Raw genomic sequence first — 13,986 nt, 5'->3', positions numbered from 1 at the left:
TCGGTGTTGCCAACCCATGCGAAATCACCGGGGGTCTGCGGCACTGGGCGCTCTGCTGGTCACCGCCTCGCTGCTCGCGCCGGTGGCCCCTGGGGCCGCTGCCCCTGAACTGGACGCCATGGTGGCCTCCATTGCCGGCCAGCTTCGCCAGAGCTGGAACGCGGATCCAGGCACCGCCTCACTGCCCTGGCCGGCCATCGAGGTGCTTCCCGCCGGCCAGACGCCCCAGTCGGCCTGCCCCGGGGCCAGCACCGCAGCCAGCGCGGCCGGGGGAGTTCAGAGCCCGGCCCTCTACTGCGCCGGCGGCGGCAGGGTGCTGCTGGATCGCACCAGGCTGGCGAAGGAGGCCAGCCGCCATGGGGAGTGGGGCGTGGCCTACTGGGTCGGGATCGGCCTGGGCACGGCAATCCTTGGCCAGCGGCCAATGGCGCGTCGTTCAGCCGCCGCCGCCAACCTTCAGGCCAACTGCCTGGCGGGGGTGCTGATCGGTGGCACCAGCCTGCAACCCAGGCCCCAGGACCCCCCCAGGCCCGACCAACTCGTTGCCCCGGCCAACGGGGCCTACGCGACCGCCATGGCCGAGCAGATGGGCACCCGCAGCCAGCGCTCCTATGCCCTGCTCACCGGCCTTGGCATGACGGAGCTGGCTGGTTGCTCCGATGGGGCGATGGCCCAGCTCGCCAGGGACCAGGTGCCCGATCCTGCGCTGCTGAGCGCCCTGGCCACGGGGACAGACCGGGCCGCCTTCAACACGATGGCGGTGATGAACCGACGCTGCAGGAGGCTGCCCAACTCCCCCTGCCCGAGGCGTGTGCCCCCCTTCACCGGCCAGAAGTGAGGCACCCCTCGAACCCGTGAGCAGCGAACCCCCGATCAAGCCCCATGGAGACAGTGAGACGCTGCCCCCGAAAGGCATGCCGGGCTCCCGAACCAGGGCGCGATCGTTGCACCTGCCGGCCTGGATGCGCTCGCCGTCGCTGCACGAATGGGTCAGGACGCTGGGCATCATCATCGCCGCCTCCTGGGGGATCTACACCTTCGTGTGGAAGGAGATCTATGTGCCTTCCCAGGCGCCCGCCAGCATCAGTCTGGAGATCAGCCTGACCCCTATCGCCGCCGACGGACCGAGTACGGGATCGTCGCCCTCGCTGCAACGGGAACTGAAGGTCAGCGCCACCAACGCCAGCACGCGCAGGCTCTACCTGCTCAGCAGCTTCTGGGAGCTGTTCCCGATCCGCCGCCAGGTGCTGAATCGATCGACGTTTCCGGCGCGCGCCAGCGGCCCCTTCGATGTCATCCACGTGGAGAGGGGGGCGGTGCTCCAGCCCTATCCCACCGAAGCGGCCGGCAAGTTGTTCGTTGACGACCACATCAATCCCGGCGAAACGATTCACCGTTCGGTGATCGTCTCCCTGCCCTCGGGAGCCTATGCGGCCCAGGTGGATGTGCTGGTTCCCGTCCTGACGCGGGAGCCACCCAAGGGCAACGCCCTGCTGGGGGGGAGGGTGTTGGAGTGGGGCTATGACAAGAGTGACGTGGTCATTCCATTGCTGTGCGCGGAAGGCAACCCCACCGACTGCCAGCGCCTGGATGATCCGGACAAGCAGGACCGCCTGATGGATCGAAAGCTGAAGGCCTTCGATTCGAACTATTTTCTGAATGAGCAGAGCGTGCAGGTTGGGCTCTCGGGGGGTTCGTAGCACTCAGGGCAGACGACGGGCGCCTCCCATCGGCCCACGTTTGCCATCGGGGCCCAGCAGCCAGAAGCGAATCGCATCGCCGTCCACCTCGAACTCCTCCACGACCTTCAGCCCAGCGATGCCCGGATCCGAGGGGAACAGCACGCGCCAGGTCCGGCGGGAGCCCTCGCAGGTTCCCTCCCAGGCACCGGCGGCGGTGCCGCCCCGTTCCGAAACGATCCACACCACGTGATGGCGACCGTCGGCCAGCTTGGTGACCACGGCCCGCCCCGGCTTGCTGGGTGCCACGTAGTCCCAGGTGCCGAGCGCCGCCTCACAGGGTGATGCTGCTGGAGAAGCCCAGGTCGGCGTTGCACCCATGGCCAGGGCCATCATCACGGTGAGGATGCGCTTCCGCGGTGTATCGGCTGCTGGAAGCGAGCGGAAGGGATGGGGCACGGTGTTGAGACTTCTGGACAGACTGGGAACACTGCCATAGCTTCGGATCAAGGAGTAGGCGGCCAGATCATGTATCCCTTCCCATCGTCCTGTCCGCAGCCGAGAATCAGTCGCTCGAAAACAAGCGCCAAGTCCAGATCGCAGCCCCTGTTCGGTGACATCTGCCGTCTTGTGAAGCCGTCCAGCATTCTCGAGATCGGCAGTTGGATGGGAGCCTCATCGATCGCCTGGGCCGAGGCCGCAAAGGAAGTGCAGCCTGACGCTGTCGTCTACTGCGTGGACACCTGGCTGGGCTCCGTTGAGCATTTCCTGAGCAGTTGCGGCGACGAGTGGAACCTGGACAAGCTTTCCCTCAGTGACTACGGACCGACGTTCTTCGACGATTTTCTGGGCAACGTCTGGGACAGTGGCTTTCAGGACAGGATCGTGCCATTCAGGGCCGCCTCATCCTCCGCCCTGCCGTTCTTTGCCCAGCAGGGCCTCACCTTTGATGTGGTCTACGTCGATGGAGCCCATGACACCCACTCCGTATGGACCGACGTTACCGGTGCCTTGAAGGTCACGTCGAAAAAGGGGCTCGTCTGCGGCGATGACTTCTGCTGGAGTTCCGTCAGAAATGGCCTGCGTTTTCTGGCGCTGACGCACCGGAGTCCCCTTCATTTTTATGTCAGAGGGGCAGACTTCGTCGTCCTGACGGCCTCCAGTGTTGACTACGGCCAGAGCCTCGCCCGGCTGGGCTATGGGAGATGGAGGCCCCTTGCTGTTCGTGAGAACCTCCATCGTCTCGTTTGCTGGTGCAGGTGGGGGCTTCCGGAGCGACTCCGCCCACCGCGCTCCAGCGCCCTCTCCAGCGGAGGCTGAACCTCCTGCCCGCCCCGCACAGCATCACGCCGCCGCCTGGGGCTAGAAGGGATCAACGGCGGAGCCCAAGGGGTGGATCTCGAGCGCTTTCAGAAGCTGTTCACGGCCCCGCTGCTGCCCCTGGGCCGCCAGAGCTTCTCCCTGCTCTGGATCGTGGAGGTGCTGCTGCTGCTGCTGGCCGTGAGCCTGGCGGCGCGGGGCTTGAAGCGGCTGCTGGCCGGACGGGTGCTGCGCTGGTTCTCCCTGCCGGAGGGGCGGCGCGAGGCGGTGGCCACCCTCCTCTCCATGGGGCTGGCCGCCCTGGGTTACGTGGTGGTGGCCCAGGGGATGGGTCTCGACATCGGCGCCCTCGCCGTCATCTTCGGGGCCCTCGGGGTGGGGATCGGCTTCGGGCTGCAGGAGCTCACCCGCAACCTCACCAGTGGCCTCACCCTGCTGATGGAGGGGAAGCTGAAGGTGGGCGACCAGATCGAGTTCGGCGACACCAGCGGCTTCATCCGCGAGATCTCGATCCGCTCCACCGTGATCCGCACCTTCCAGGGCGCCGAGATCGTGGTGCCCAATTCGGCCATCACCAATGCGCCGGTGAAGAACCTCAGCTACCTGAGCTCCGATGGCCGGGTGGATGTGGAGGTGACGGTGGCCCACGGCAGCGACCCTTTGGCCGTGACCGAGGTGCTGCTGGAGGCGGCGCTTGCCGAACCCTCGGTGCTGGCCGATCCGCCGCCGAAGGTGCTGCTGCATGGCCTCCAGGGCCAGGGGATGGCGTTCGAGCTCTGGGCCTGGACCTCGGCGATCCACGCCAGCCTCAGCCTGCGCAGTTCGCTCAACTACGCGATCGAGCAGGGGCTCCGGGAGCGCCGCATCGAACTGGCCGGCTCCCGCCAGCAGATCCAGCTGCTGTCCTCCCGGCGCAAGGTGGATGAGGAGGGAGCGGGCCCGGACTGGAGCCCCCTGCGGGCGTCCCTGCCCGACCATGCCTGCTACAGCGGCATGGATGATCGGCGCCTGCGGGAACTGGTGGGCAGTGGCGCCCGCCGCTCCCTGCCCGCCGGCACGGTGCTGGTGCGCCAGGGTGATGAGGGCCGCTCCTTCCACCTGGTGCTGAGTGGCGCGGTGGATGCGATCCATGAAACGGACCGGGTGAGCCGCAAGCTGTTCACCTTCACCGCCGGGGAATTCTTCGGTGAACTGCCGCTGCTGCTCCAGGTGCCCTACCCCACCACCATGGTGACCGCTGAGGACACGACGCTGTTCGTTGTTCCCAGCGGCAGCTTCCGCGCCCTGCTGGCGTCGCGGCCCGAATTCGCCGACACCGTCGCCAGGGAGGTGGCCCGCCGCAGCGATGTGCTGCGCAGCTACGAGGACTGCCTGCGTCAGCGCGGCCTGCTCGAGGACGCCGACATGGGCCACCCCCTGCAGTGGTTCCGCGAGCGGCTGAAACGGGTGCTGGCCGGACGCCCCGCCATGGCCTCGGTGGAGACGGAGGCGGGCTGAGCGCCGATCCGCTGGATCAAGGCAGCAATTCAATCGGACCGGGACGCCAGGTCTTGTTGAACCAGGGCTCCAGCGGACCATACAGACGCAACAGGGTGAACCAGCCCTTGCCGGGAATCGTCTGGACCCAGTTGTTTTCGAATCCAACGGGGGCCTTCGGTCCAAACCAGACATCAACCGAACCGTCGGCATTGGCTTTGATGCCCTTGTCCTGGCTGCTGACACTCGGTGCCTTTTGGTCGGTCTGCAGCATCGATCGCGTCTGGGTGTCATAGACGATCACGGACCAGAAATCGGCGACGGGGACGTTGGCAGGCAGGCGCAGCCGATAGGTTTTGCTGCCATCGAGGCGCTCGCCCTTGGCATCGAGTGCGGCCCAGGGGTACTGGGAGCCTTTGCCGACGATTTTCTGCTCCATGGCCGGTGTGACACCGGTGGCGAAGTAGTAGTAGAAAATGGCACCATCCAGGTTGGCCACACCTGGGGACACTTCAAACCTGTAGCCGCCGAAGAACGGCAGGCGCCAGGAGCTGTCCGGGTAGAAGTAGGCCTCCGGCTCGCGAATCTTCAGGGCCAGGGTCCGTGCGGTCACGGCACCGATGTTGGCAGCATCACTGAGGATCTTCTTCCAGCGTTCGTTCGGGTTGAAGGGTTTGCCTTTGACGATCCCCACCGAGGCGAAGAGGCCCAGTGTGGTCGGGTCGGAGCCGGTGGCAGGTTCCTCCTGAATCACCTGGTTGAGGAGTGCCCAGAAGGAGTAGTCGCCAGGGGCCACGAAGTTGGCCGGCACGCCGGAGGCGTTGGCGAACCGGATCGCGGGTGGGTTGGCCGCAGCGGAGAGCGGGTAGATCTTCAGGTTGGCCTTGACCGACTCCACCCCGGGTTTGGGGGACCCATCCACCAGAAAGGAGCGGAAGAACAACCAGTTGCCGTAGGTCTTCGGCCGGACGACCTGATACCCCTGGGGGATGGGGCCCTGGTAGCCGGGGGGAAGGAACAGATACTTGCCACCCGCCCCCTTGTCGGCTCCGGTGATGCCGACGTCGACCACCCAGCGATACCAGAAATCATTGACAGCACCCAGCACCTTGGGGGGGACGTCGACCACCAGGGGGCCCTTCTTGGTGTCGAGCCAGATGAAGCTGTACACGGTGTTGTCGTTGGCCGTGAGCTCCACCGTGCGGGGGTCCACCAGGTTCTCCCAGATCACATTGGTGCTGTTCTCGGGGCCGAACTTGCGCAGCGAGTCCCGCATGCCCGCCTGATTCACGATCGGTATTGCCAGCAGGTAGGCCTGCAGGGCCCGGGAGCGATCCAGGTTGTCGTAGATCTTCTCGATGGTGTCGGGTTTCGGGAACCCATCGATCAGCTCCAACGGGCCGATGGACGTCTCGAGCCGATCCGGCGTGGCCACCCCCGGTGCAATCGGGGTTGTCGTCCTGAAGGTCTGGGCTGAGGCGGCGGTGGCCCATGAGGTCACCAGGGCCGCCATGGCCAGGGCCCGTCGTTGGTGGGACGACCTCATCGCGACGGCTCCTGGCGTTGGGGAGGGCAAGGGAGGAAGGCTATGTCAGTGGCAATGGTCTGTATGGCACAGCGGAAGCATGGCTCTGGGCATCACCGGACTCCCGATTCCCGGACCGCTCGCCTGCTGCAACTTCGCCCTGACGCTGCCCTGGAACGCCCTACAGGGCCGCCATGATCGCTGCATCCAGGGCTGTGGTTGGCCGGCCAAGGAGTCTGCTGAGCTGCCTGCCGTCATCGAACAGGGCGCCCTTGGAGGCGCCCGTATCGGAATCGGCCAGCAGAGCGGCCAGGGGTTCCGGCAGGCCTGCGCCAAGCAGTGAGCTGCGGTAGTCCGCTTCGGGAAGGTTGATGTAAGGGATCGGCTGGCCGATCTGCGTGGAGATCGCCGCGGCGAAGTCGCTCAGGGTGTAGGCGCTGTCGCCGGCGAGTTCATAGATCTGGCCGGCCGGATCGTCGCTGGTGAGGATGGTGGCGGCGGCTTCGGCGTAGTCGGCCCGGGTCGCGGAGGCGATGCGCCCCTCACCGGCGCAGCCATAGACGGCCCCCAGCGACAGGGCTGAGGGAAGGCCTGCCGTGTAGTTCTCGGTGTACCAGCCGTTGCGCAGCAGCACGAACGGCAGGCCGGACGCAAGGATCGCCGCTTCGGTTTCCCTGTGTTCCTGAGCCAGGGCGAGGACCGAGGTATCGGCGTGCAGAACACTGGTGTAGGCCAGCCGTTGGATGCCTGAACGCTTGGCCGCGTCGATGACGGCCTGATGCTGGCGTGTGCGCTGGCCGATCTCGCTGGAGGAGATCAGCAGGAGCCTGTCCGCGCCTTGCAGGGCGGCCTCCAGGCTGGCGGGCTGGTTGTAATCGGCCTGGCGAACCTGCACACCCATGGCGGCGATGTCGCTGGCTTTCTCGACGTTGCGGACGGCGGCGACGATGCTGTCAGCGGGGACCCTCCTGAGCAGGACATCGATGACCAGGCGGCCCAGTTGCCCGGTGGCTCCCGTGATGACGAATTGGGTCATTGCCGTTCGCTGGCGTGGCTTGATGGAACGGAGGCAACCTACGCCTTACGATTTCTTTTCGTAAGTACTTACAAAAAGGTAAGCCTCATGAATGCGGGCTCGAGGCTTGGCGAGACCCTGCGGCGCGGGGAGGTTCTGGCGCCGGAATGCCCGTCGCGGGAGATCCTCAAGCACGTGACCAGCCGCTGGGGGGTGCTGGCGCTGGTGGCCCTGATGGAGCGAACCCATCGCTTCAGCGAGCTGCGCCGCAGGATCGGGGGCGTCAGCGAGAAGATGCTGGCCCAGACGCTGCAGCAGCTGGAACAGGACGGCTTCATCCGGCGCGTGTCCTATCCGGTGGTGCCACCGCACGTGGAGTATTCGCTCACCCCCCTGGGGGTGGGCATCGGCCGTCAGGTCGAGGCGATGACCGACTGGATCGAGATCAACCTGCCGGAGATCCTCAAGGCCCAGCAGGCGCAGCCGACAGCGAGGCCGAACGCTGATCAAACGCCACCGGCAGCGATCTGAGCCCACGCAGTTCCAGGTTGTCCTGATACTCCAGCGGCTCGCCGGTCAGTCGCAGCCCGGAGACGCGCCGCAGCAGTGCGGTGAAGGCGATCGTCGCCTCCATCCGGGCCAGGGCCGCGCCCAGGCAGAAGTGGGGGCCATGGCCGAAGGCGAGGTGGACGTCGGACCGGCGCCGCACGTCGAGCCGTTCGGGATCCGGGAACCGGTCCGGGTCGCGATTGGCGGCCGCGAACATCAGATACACCAGCTGGCCCTTGCGAATCGAGCGGCCGCCGATCGTCAGATCCTCGCCCGCCTCCCGGTACATGAACTGCACCGTGCCGTCGTAGCGGAGGAACTCCTCGACGGCGTTCGGAATCAGCGACGGGTCGTCGCGCAGCAGCTGGAGTTGCTCTGGGTGGCGCAGCAGGGCCAGCAGGCCGTTGCCGATCAGGTGGGTGGTGGTCTCGTGGCCGGCCGCCAGGAACAGATTGGCGTTGGCGATCAGCTCCGTCTCGCTGAGCCGATCGCCGTCAATCTCGGCGTGCACCAGCAGGCTCAACAGATCGTCGCTTGGATTTGCCCGGCGCTTGTCGAACTCCGCGCCAAAGAAGTCCGTGAGCTCGTGGGTGCTCCGTAACGCCCGCTGGTACTGCTCGGGGGTCACGGCGGAGGGATCGGTGCCGAAGATGGCGGAAAAATCGTCCGACCAGCGCTTGAGGCTTTCCAGGTCGCCCGTTTCCAGGCCGAGCAGGCGGGCGATCACCCGGGCCGGCAATGGGAAGGCGAAGTCGGCGATCACATCGAAGCGGCCCTGCTTCGGCAGCCGGTCCAGCAGCTCATCGACCAGCGTCTCGACGGCCGGCCGCAGGTGGTCCACGGCCCGTGGCGTGAACACCTTGGCCACCAGGGCACGGAGCCGCTGGTGACGTTCCGGGTCCGTGATGTTCATCTGGGCCCCGATCACCTCAAAGAGGCGCTGCAGCTCGGGGCACCCGGCCCGCTCACCCATCCCGCCGGCGCGATCGGAGTGCAGCCGTGGGTCCTGGGTGGCCGCCACCACATCGTCGTAGCGGGTCAGCACCCAGGCCCCGAACGGTTCATGCCAGTGGACGGGGTCGGTACGCCGCAACGCGGCGTAGGTCGGGTAGGGATCGACCAGCATCGCCGGGCTGAACAGGGCTGTGGTCATGGTTGAGGACACACACGGACGACGGTATCGAGATCGCCCCGATGGTGCCTGGTCAGCCTGGAATCACGCCGAGCTGCTGAAGCATCCCGTAGGTATCGACGATGATCCAGTCTTCCTCGATCTTGCCGTCGGCAAGTCGGTAGATCGCCTGACCGGACACGCAGACGCGCCTGTTGGTTGGTGGAATTCCGTTGAATTCTCCTTGCTGGGTTCCTTCGGCAGACCAGCGCAGCGAGACTCTGTCTGCTTCTCCGAACAGATCGTGGACCTGCATGTGAAGGTCGGGAAAAGCTGCGACGAGCGCTCCGATGTAGGCCTTGGCGGCCTCGGGTCCATTCGCCAGATGGGGAGCCGAAGGATCGTGCATGATGAAGCTGGCCGAGCAAAGCTCATCGATCACGGCAAAATTGCGCCCATTCCATCCTTCTGCGATCAGTCGTCGGACGATGCTCTTGTTTGCCTCTGACATGTGGCTGTACTCCATGAGGTAAGTGGGCAGGCGGTTCTCCGCTTGGCGGATGAACTGTCAACCGCTCAGACGCTTGTCGGTTCGATCTGGAGGATTGGCACCACCGGACCATGTCAAGAGTATCCAGATTCTTCGTGAAGATCACGCGGTCTTCACCTTCCCCGTCATCGCCCACAGCAACGGGCACGCCGTCGACCTTGAAATCGCATTAAAGGGGGCGAGAATCCCATGCGGCCGTGGCAAAGAAATGCTCATAGGCCTGGTCCGGATCGCTATGCGACACGAATCCGATGAGGAACGCGACGACCTGACCATGCATCAACGACCGAGATGATCGGTTGATCGTCGTCCGGCTCTACATGGCGGATGACAACCTCGTTTTTGGATTCCCCCTCAGCGGACAGTACGCTCGACGGCCGAGTTAAGCCGCCCGAGCAGGCGTGCATGGCTTGGGTAGTGCATGCCATGGTTGCTCAGCTGGAGCGAGGTGTCAGGCGTCACTTCGCGCCATTCGGCCCAGGCCTGAAGAACAATCGAGCGAGTAGAAAGGTTCCGACGAAACAGTTCGCCACCAGCACAAGGTAGAAGAGGAGGAGAACAAGGAACCAGACAGGGTGGTCTGAGAAGTGGATCGTGCTACTGGCGGGACCAAAGTTTCTACTCGGGCTGCTGATCTGCCCCGTCGTAATGAAGCGGTAAAGGCCAAAGACAAGTCCTGCACAAGCTGCTGTGAACACGGGGACAAGAACAATCCTGCCGATCCAGATCGCCCATTTCTTGTACGTAGGCATTGGGGCAGGTCTTGGTCGTTCTATCGGATTCATAATGCTTGCTGATTCTGCGATGTCTCGATGGTGCTGGTGCAAGCAGAGGCCAGGGGAGCTCGCGTTTCGTGGTGTTTACCTTTTTGCGGTTCTTGGCGGTGGCCCAACATCGACAGCCCTTGTGGGGCCTAACAAACAGTCAGGCCACATGGGAGGACTCACAGAGCGTTTTGAGTTTTTCAAGCGCCTTCGGCCATGCTTGGCCTATGGACTCCTCCCACTCTGCGGTGACGTCTTGGTCGACAACCATGCGTGTGCCTTCTTTCGTGGATAAGAACGTGTAGTTCTCAAATGCAGGTGCCCAGGTTCGAATTGCCTCGCTTGTGGTGTCTTCAACCCCGTTTGCAATGAAGCCGAGGTGTCGGATTGAGATGAATTCATTAGGCCGACTCTCAGCGATCTCGGAAACCATTCCGTCCCCATTCGGTGCCAAGAACAAAATCCTTGCTCCTGATTCCCACGTGCCCTGAAAGTGCGAGCCTTCAGCGAATGCTGATGTCCACTGCTTGTAACTTTCAGGATTGGTTACGTGTCGCCAAACCACGCTTGCCGGTGACTTGATCGTCACGTTGAACTGGATATGCTTCGTTGATGGCATCCGAGTCTCCGAGTGGCGTTTGTGTGTGGCCAAACCTGTTGTTAGATGGTTTCCATGAACGCATCCTTGCGCCCTACCCATTCCGTGAACCACCAGCCAACAACCCGTGGCGATGGCTGAATGCCCCAGGGGCAAACCTGCTCAATCCTTTTGCGGCAGGATCTAAGCCGGGGTTCACGGACCCGTGAACCCTCAGGTCTCCAGCAACATCTTCGAAAGATTCGGCAGGCCCGCCCCCTGGTGGTAGCGGTCCCGTTGCAGGTCGGTGCAGTGCTCCAGCAGGATCCGCTTCACCCGGTCGGGATAGCCGATGAATTCGGTGCGCACCGAGAGGAACGCGGCCAGCAGGCCGGAGATGTGGGGCGCCGCCATGCTGGTGCCGGAGAGGGCCACGTAGAGCTCATCGAGGCTCTTGCCCTTGTCGCGGCTGGGGGTGCGTTTGGGGTCGCTGCTGCTGCGGCAGGACAGGATCTTCTCTCCCGGGCCCACCACGTCGGGCTTGAGGCGGCCATCGGCGGTGGGGCCCCGCGAGGAGAAGTAGGAGGTGCCGTAGCGGTGGGGCAGGGTCGGGTGCACCGACCCCACGGCGATCGCCTCGTCCAGGTTGGCCGGATCGCCGATCGACAGATCAAACGAGCGGGTGGCGCTGAAGCCGTCCACCACGATGTCGCCGCTGCCCTCGTTGCCCGCCGCCAGCACCACCAGCACCCCCTGGCGCACCAGCCGCAGCAATGAGGCGCACAGCGGTGAATCGCCGCAGCCGAAGCTGGCCGGATCGAACGGTCCCCCCAGGCTCAGGTTCACCCCCTGGATCGCCAGGCGCCGTCCCTCCTGGTTCTGCCTCCAGATGTGGTCGATCGCCTTGATGATCCAGGCGTCGTAGCCGCCGCCGTTGTCGGCCAGCACCTTGTAGCTGACGATCCGGGCCCGGGGGGCCATCGCCAGCAGGTCGGGGCCGCCCTCGCCGCCCACCGACAGCAGCCCGCCGGCGATGATCCCCGCCACGTGGGTGCCGTGGCCGTTGGCATCGTTGCCGCTGCCCTTCGTCACGGGCCCCCGCGCGGTGCAGTCCCATTCGGCGGCAATCGTTCCGTCCGGGGCGAAGGTCGCGTTGTGGAAATGGGGGTGATGCCGGTCGATGCCCGTGTCCAGCACGGCCCAGGTGATGCCCTGGCCGCAGGCGTTGTAGCCCAGCTGGGCGGTGCGGGCCTGCACCGTGTGGATGGAATCGTGCATCAACGCCTTCTTGCGGCTGTTGCTGAACATCCGGTACACCGCCGGCGAGGTGGCGCCGTACTGGCGGCTCATCGCCCCCGCCAGCGTCTCCACTTCGGCGCGGGTCAGATTCACCGCCACGTAGCGATCCAGCTGATCCTCCAGGAACACCGTCTCGGCGGTGATCGGACCCTGCAGCACATGCGCCCGGATCCACTCCAGCACCGACTCCCGCGCCTTCTGGAGCGAATCGCCCCCCTCCGGCCCCGCCGCGGAGCGATCCGCCAGCTCGATCAGCACCGGCACCCGGGCCGTGGCCTCCACATCCAGCGCATCGGCCAGGCTGCGGGCCACCGTCATCGGACTCACGGGCTGGAAGCGGGAGCGGTCCAGGGCCGCCATCACCGTCTCCTGGGTCGACTGGCGCGACAGATAGCGACTGGCGGAATGGGCCTTGCTGGGCGGCCACACCACCCCCATCACCCGTTCATCGACGATCTTCGGCTTGCCGGCAGCGCTGTATTCGTCGGCCAGGCTCTGGTCGAGGCAGACGATGTCGCCGTCCTGGGCGATGTTCACCCAGCGCTTCACACCGGCCGGGATGGGCAGCTTCTTGCCGTGCCATTGCTGCAGCACGTCGGTCACCTGGGGCAGCCCCAGCGGTGAGCCGATCGTCACGTACAGATCCACCTCCAGGGCGGCGCCCAGCTCCATCAGCGCCTGGTAGGTCACCATGCTCCCCTGGCTGTGGCCGACCACCACGAAGGGACCGCCGCCGGTGCTGACCCGCTCCTTCACCGTCTGCACCATCCGCTGACGCTTCGTCGCGTTGAACAGGAAGTCGTTCACATCCGCCAGGAACGCCTGGGTGAACATCGCCGTCACCGGGCTCCACAGCCCCTTGGCCTCCACCGACAGCGTCGCCGGGCCTCCCATCGGCGCCCCCCGCTGGGCCGCTGTCTGGGCGGACGCCTCCAGCTGCGCTGTCAGGGCGTCCACGAAGGCCTGCGACTCCGCCGGCGAATCGCTGTCCTGGATCGAGGCGGCCAGCAGCGCCTCCGCCTCCGACTGCAGCGTCGCCCGGTCGTCACCGATCGCCCGGGTGGAGAAGCCCGCCGTCTCCGGATAGCGCTCCCGATCGACCCAGTAGGCCATGCGGGTGCGTTCCCCCTGGTCGGCGCCGAACAGGGCCCGGTCCCACTCCGAGCGCAGCACCCCCTCGGGGGGCATGTTGGAGATCCCATGGCAGTAGATCACTGTGCGGGCCTGCCCGCGCGCGATCGGGGCGCTGGCGCTGCCGGCGGCGGCGGCTTTCTTCGGGGCGGTCATGGTGGCGCGAAGAAGAAGAAGGGAGGCGACCCCCGCCCTAGCCAGTCCCGCCGTCGCCGGACCACGACCCGCCGCCGGTGTCATCGTTCTTGAGGCCGCCCCCGCCCATGACCCTGCTCCTCACCGTTCTGGCCCTGGTCCTGCTGCTGGATCTGCTGGTGCTGGTGGTGCTGCTGCCCTCGTTGCTGATCCGCCTGCTGCTGGTGCCCCTCTGTCCGGAGGTGGTCTGGTGCGGTCCGGGCCGGCAGAAGACGCTGGCCCTCACCATCGACGATGGCCCCAGCCCCGGATCGGAGGCCCTGCTGGCCGTGCTGCGGGAGCTTGAGGTGCCGGCCACCTTCTTCCTGATCGGCTCCCACCTGGAGCGCGACCCCCGTTTCCCCCGCCGGGCCCTGCAGCAGGGCCATGATCTCGGCAACCACCTCTGGTGCGACGAGTCCTCCGCCGCCTTTCCGCCCGCGGTGTTCCAGCAGCTGCTGACCGACACCGAACGGGTGATCGCCCGGGCCGCTGCCCCCGCCAAACTGCGCTGGCGCTGGTTTCGCCCCGGGCGGGGCTGGTTTCACCGGGCCATGCTCGACGCCCTCGCGGCCCGGCGCTACCGCCTGGTGCTGGGTTCGATCTTTCCCTGGGACATCCTGCGGCCCCCCCTCTGGTTCGTGCGCCTGTTCGTGGGTCTCAATGCCCACCCCGGCGGGATCCTGGTGCTGCACGACACCCCGGACCTGAGCGGCCGCACCCTGGAGAGCCTGCGCTGCCTCATCCCCGACCTGCGCCGCCGCGGCTACCGCTTCGTGCCCCTGCAGGAGCTGCTCGATCCGGCCGCCTGAGTGG

General features: G+C 65.8%; 13 protein-coding genes. 6 read left to right on the top strand and 7 right to left on the bottom strand.

Annotated features, from left to right (window positions below; genetic code table 11):
* Positions 1–16 precede the first annotated feature (16 nt).
* Positions 17–838: a hypothetical protein gene (locus tag KUG38_RS11410; RefSeq protein ID WP_216921556.1), complete on the top strand. Its 822-nt coding sequence runs from the start codon at positions 17–19 to the stop codon at positions 836–838.
* A 16-nt stretch (positions 839–854) separates the two neighbouring features.
* Entirely contained in the window at positions 855–1,700 is an 846-nt protein-coding gene (locus KUG38_RS11405; RefSeq protein ID WP_216921553.1) for a hypothetical protein, read from the top strand.
* A 3-nt stretch (positions 1,701–1,703) separates the two neighbouring features.
* Here KUG38_RS11405 and KUG38_RS11400 read toward each other — a convergent pair whose 3' ends face one another.
* Positions 1,704–2,138, bottom strand: a complete 435-nt coding sequence (locus KUG38_RS11400; protein WP_216921550.1) for a hypothetical protein — start codon at positions 2,136–2,138, stop codon at positions 1,704–1,706.
* 69 nt (positions 2,139–2,207) lie between these two features.
* Between KUG38_RS11400 and KUG38_RS11395 the strand changes: the two genes are divergently transcribed.
* Together KUG38_RS11395 and KUG38_RS11390 are read left to right on the top strand one after the other, a co-directional pair.
* Positions 2,208–2,999, top strand: coding sequence for a class I SAM-dependent methyltransferase (locus tag KUG38_RS11395; protein WP_216921548.1), 792 nt, complete (start codon positions 2,208–2,210; stop codon positions 2,997–2,999).
* Positions 3,000–3,071: 72 nt separating this feature from the next.
* Complete coding sequence (locus tag KUG38_RS11390) at positions 3,072–4,496, top strand: mechanosensitive ion channel domain-containing protein (RefSeq protein ID WP_216921545.1); 1,425 nt, start codon at positions 3,072–3,074, stop codon at positions 4,494–4,496.
* A gap of 16 nt (positions 4,497–4,512) precedes the next feature.
* Here KUG38_RS11390 and KUG38_RS11385 read toward each other — a convergent pair whose 3' ends face one another.
* Both KUG38_RS11385 and KUG38_RS11380 read right to left on the bottom strand, forming a co-directional pair.
* Positions 4,513–6,021 (bottom strand): DUF1254 domain-containing protein, encoded by a 1,509-nt coding sequence (locus KUG38_RS11385; protein ID WP_216921542.1) that lies wholly within the window; start codon positions 6,019–6,021, stop codon positions 4,513–4,515.
* A gap of 160 nt (positions 6,022–6,181) precedes the next feature.
* The gene (locus KUG38_RS11380) at positions 6,182–7,036 is read right to left on the bottom strand and encodes an SDR family oxidoreductase (protein WP_216921540.1); all 855 of its coding nucleotides are present in this window, start codon (positions 7,034–7,036) and stop codon (positions 6,182–6,184) included.
* An 87-nt stretch (positions 7,037–7,123) separates the two neighbouring features.
* Between KUG38_RS11380 and KUG38_RS11375 the strand changes: the two genes are divergently transcribed.
* Positions 7,124–7,546 (top strand): winged helix-turn-helix transcriptional regulator, encoded by a 423-nt coding sequence (locus KUG38_RS11375; RefSeq protein WP_216921537.1) that lies wholly within the window; start codon positions 7,124–7,126, stop codon positions 7,544–7,546.
* Here KUG38_RS11375 and KUG38_RS11370 read toward each other — a convergent pair.
* The 4 genes from KUG38_RS11370 to KUG38_RS11355 form a co-directional block, all read right to left on the bottom strand.
* Positions 7,479–8,717, bottom strand: a complete 1,239-nt coding sequence (locus tag KUG38_RS11370; protein ID WP_216921534.1) for a cytochrome P450 — start codon at positions 8,715–8,717, stop codon at positions 7,479–7,481. The genes KUG38_RS11375 and KUG38_RS11370 overlap by 68 nt on opposite strands.
* Positions 8,718–8,769: 52 nt before the next feature.
* Positions 8,770–9,186: an ester cyclase gene (locus KUG38_RS11365; RefSeq protein WP_216921531.1), complete on the bottom strand. Its 417-nt coding sequence runs from the start codon at positions 9,184–9,186 to the stop codon at positions 8,770–8,772.
* 963 nt (positions 9,187–10,149) lie between these two features.
* Positions 10,150–10,608, bottom strand: coding sequence for an SRPBCC family protein (locus KUG38_RS11360; RefSeq protein WP_216921528.1), 459 nt, complete (start codon positions 10,606–10,608; stop codon positions 10,150–10,152).
* Positions 10,609–10,800: 192 nt separating this feature from the next.
* On the bottom strand, positions 10,801–13,152 hold the full coding sequence (locus tag KUG38_RS11355; RefSeq protein WP_216921526.1) for a S8 family peptidase: 2,352 nt from the start codon (positions 13,150–13,152) through the stop codon (positions 10,801–10,803).
* 107 nt (positions 13,153–13,259) lie between these two features.
* Here KUG38_RS11355 and KUG38_RS11350 point away from each other — a divergent pair, with 107 nt between their 5' ends.
* Positions 13,260–13,982 carry a chitin deacetylase family protein gene (locus KUG38_RS11350; RefSeq protein WP_216921524.1) on the top strand — a complete coding sequence of 241 codons (723 nt, stop codon included), beginning with the start codon at positions 13,260–13,262 and terminating at the stop codon, positions 13,980–13,982.
* The last annotated feature ends 4 nt before the right edge of the window (positions 13,983–13,986 follow it).

It is taken from the genome of Synechococcus sp. CCAP 1479/9 (assembly GCF_019038535.1).
Taxonomy (GTDB): Bacteria; Cyanobacteriota; Cyanobacteriia; order PCC-6307; family Cyanobiaceae; genus Cyanobium.
Note: the sequence above shows the minus strand (reverse complement) of the source record. Positions and strands in the feature narration are given on the sequence as shown.

Bases quoted from the DNA above. Each gene is read 5' to 3' on its own strand.
- KUG38_RS11410 (WP_216921556.1), top strand. From the start codon at position 17: ATGCGAAATCACCGGGGGTCTGCGGCACTGGGCGCTCTGCTGGTCACC.
- KUG38_RS11395 (WP_216921548.1), top strand. From the start codon at position 2,208: ATGTATCCCTTCCCATCGTCCTGTCCGCAGCCGAGAATCAGTCGCTCG.
- KUG38_RS11385 (WP_216921542.1), bottom strand. From the start codon at position 6,021: ATGAGGTCGTCCCACCAACGACGGGCCCTGGCCATGGCGGCCCTGGTG.
- KUG38_RS11380 (WP_216921540.1), bottom strand. From the start codon at position 7,036: ATGACCCAATTCGTCATCACGGGAGCCACCGGGCAACTGGGCCGCCTG.
- KUG38_RS11375 (WP_216921537.1), top strand. From the start codon at position 7,124: ATGAATGCGGGCTCGAGGCTTGGCGAGACCCTGCGGCGCGGGGAGGTT.
- KUG38_RS11370 (WP_216921534.1), bottom strand. From the start codon at position 8,717: ATGACCACAGCCCTGTTCAGCCCGGCGATGCTGGTCGATCCCTACCCG.
- KUG38_RS11365 (WP_216921531.1), bottom strand. From the start codon at position 9,186: ATGTCAGAGGCAAACAAGAGCATCGTCCGACGACTGATCGCAGAAGGA.
- KUG38_RS11360 (WP_216921528.1), bottom strand. From the start codon at position 10,608: ATGCCATCAACGAAGCATATCCAGTTCAACGTGACGATCAAGTCACCG.
- KUG38_RS11355 (WP_216921526.1), bottom strand. From the start codon at position 13,152: ATGACCGCCCCGAAGAAAGCCGCCGCCGCCGGCAGCGCCAGCGCCCCG.
- KUG38_RS11350 (WP_216921524.1), top strand. From the start codon at position 13,260: ATGACCCTGCTCCTCACCGTTCTGGCCCTGGTCCTGCTGCTGGATCTG.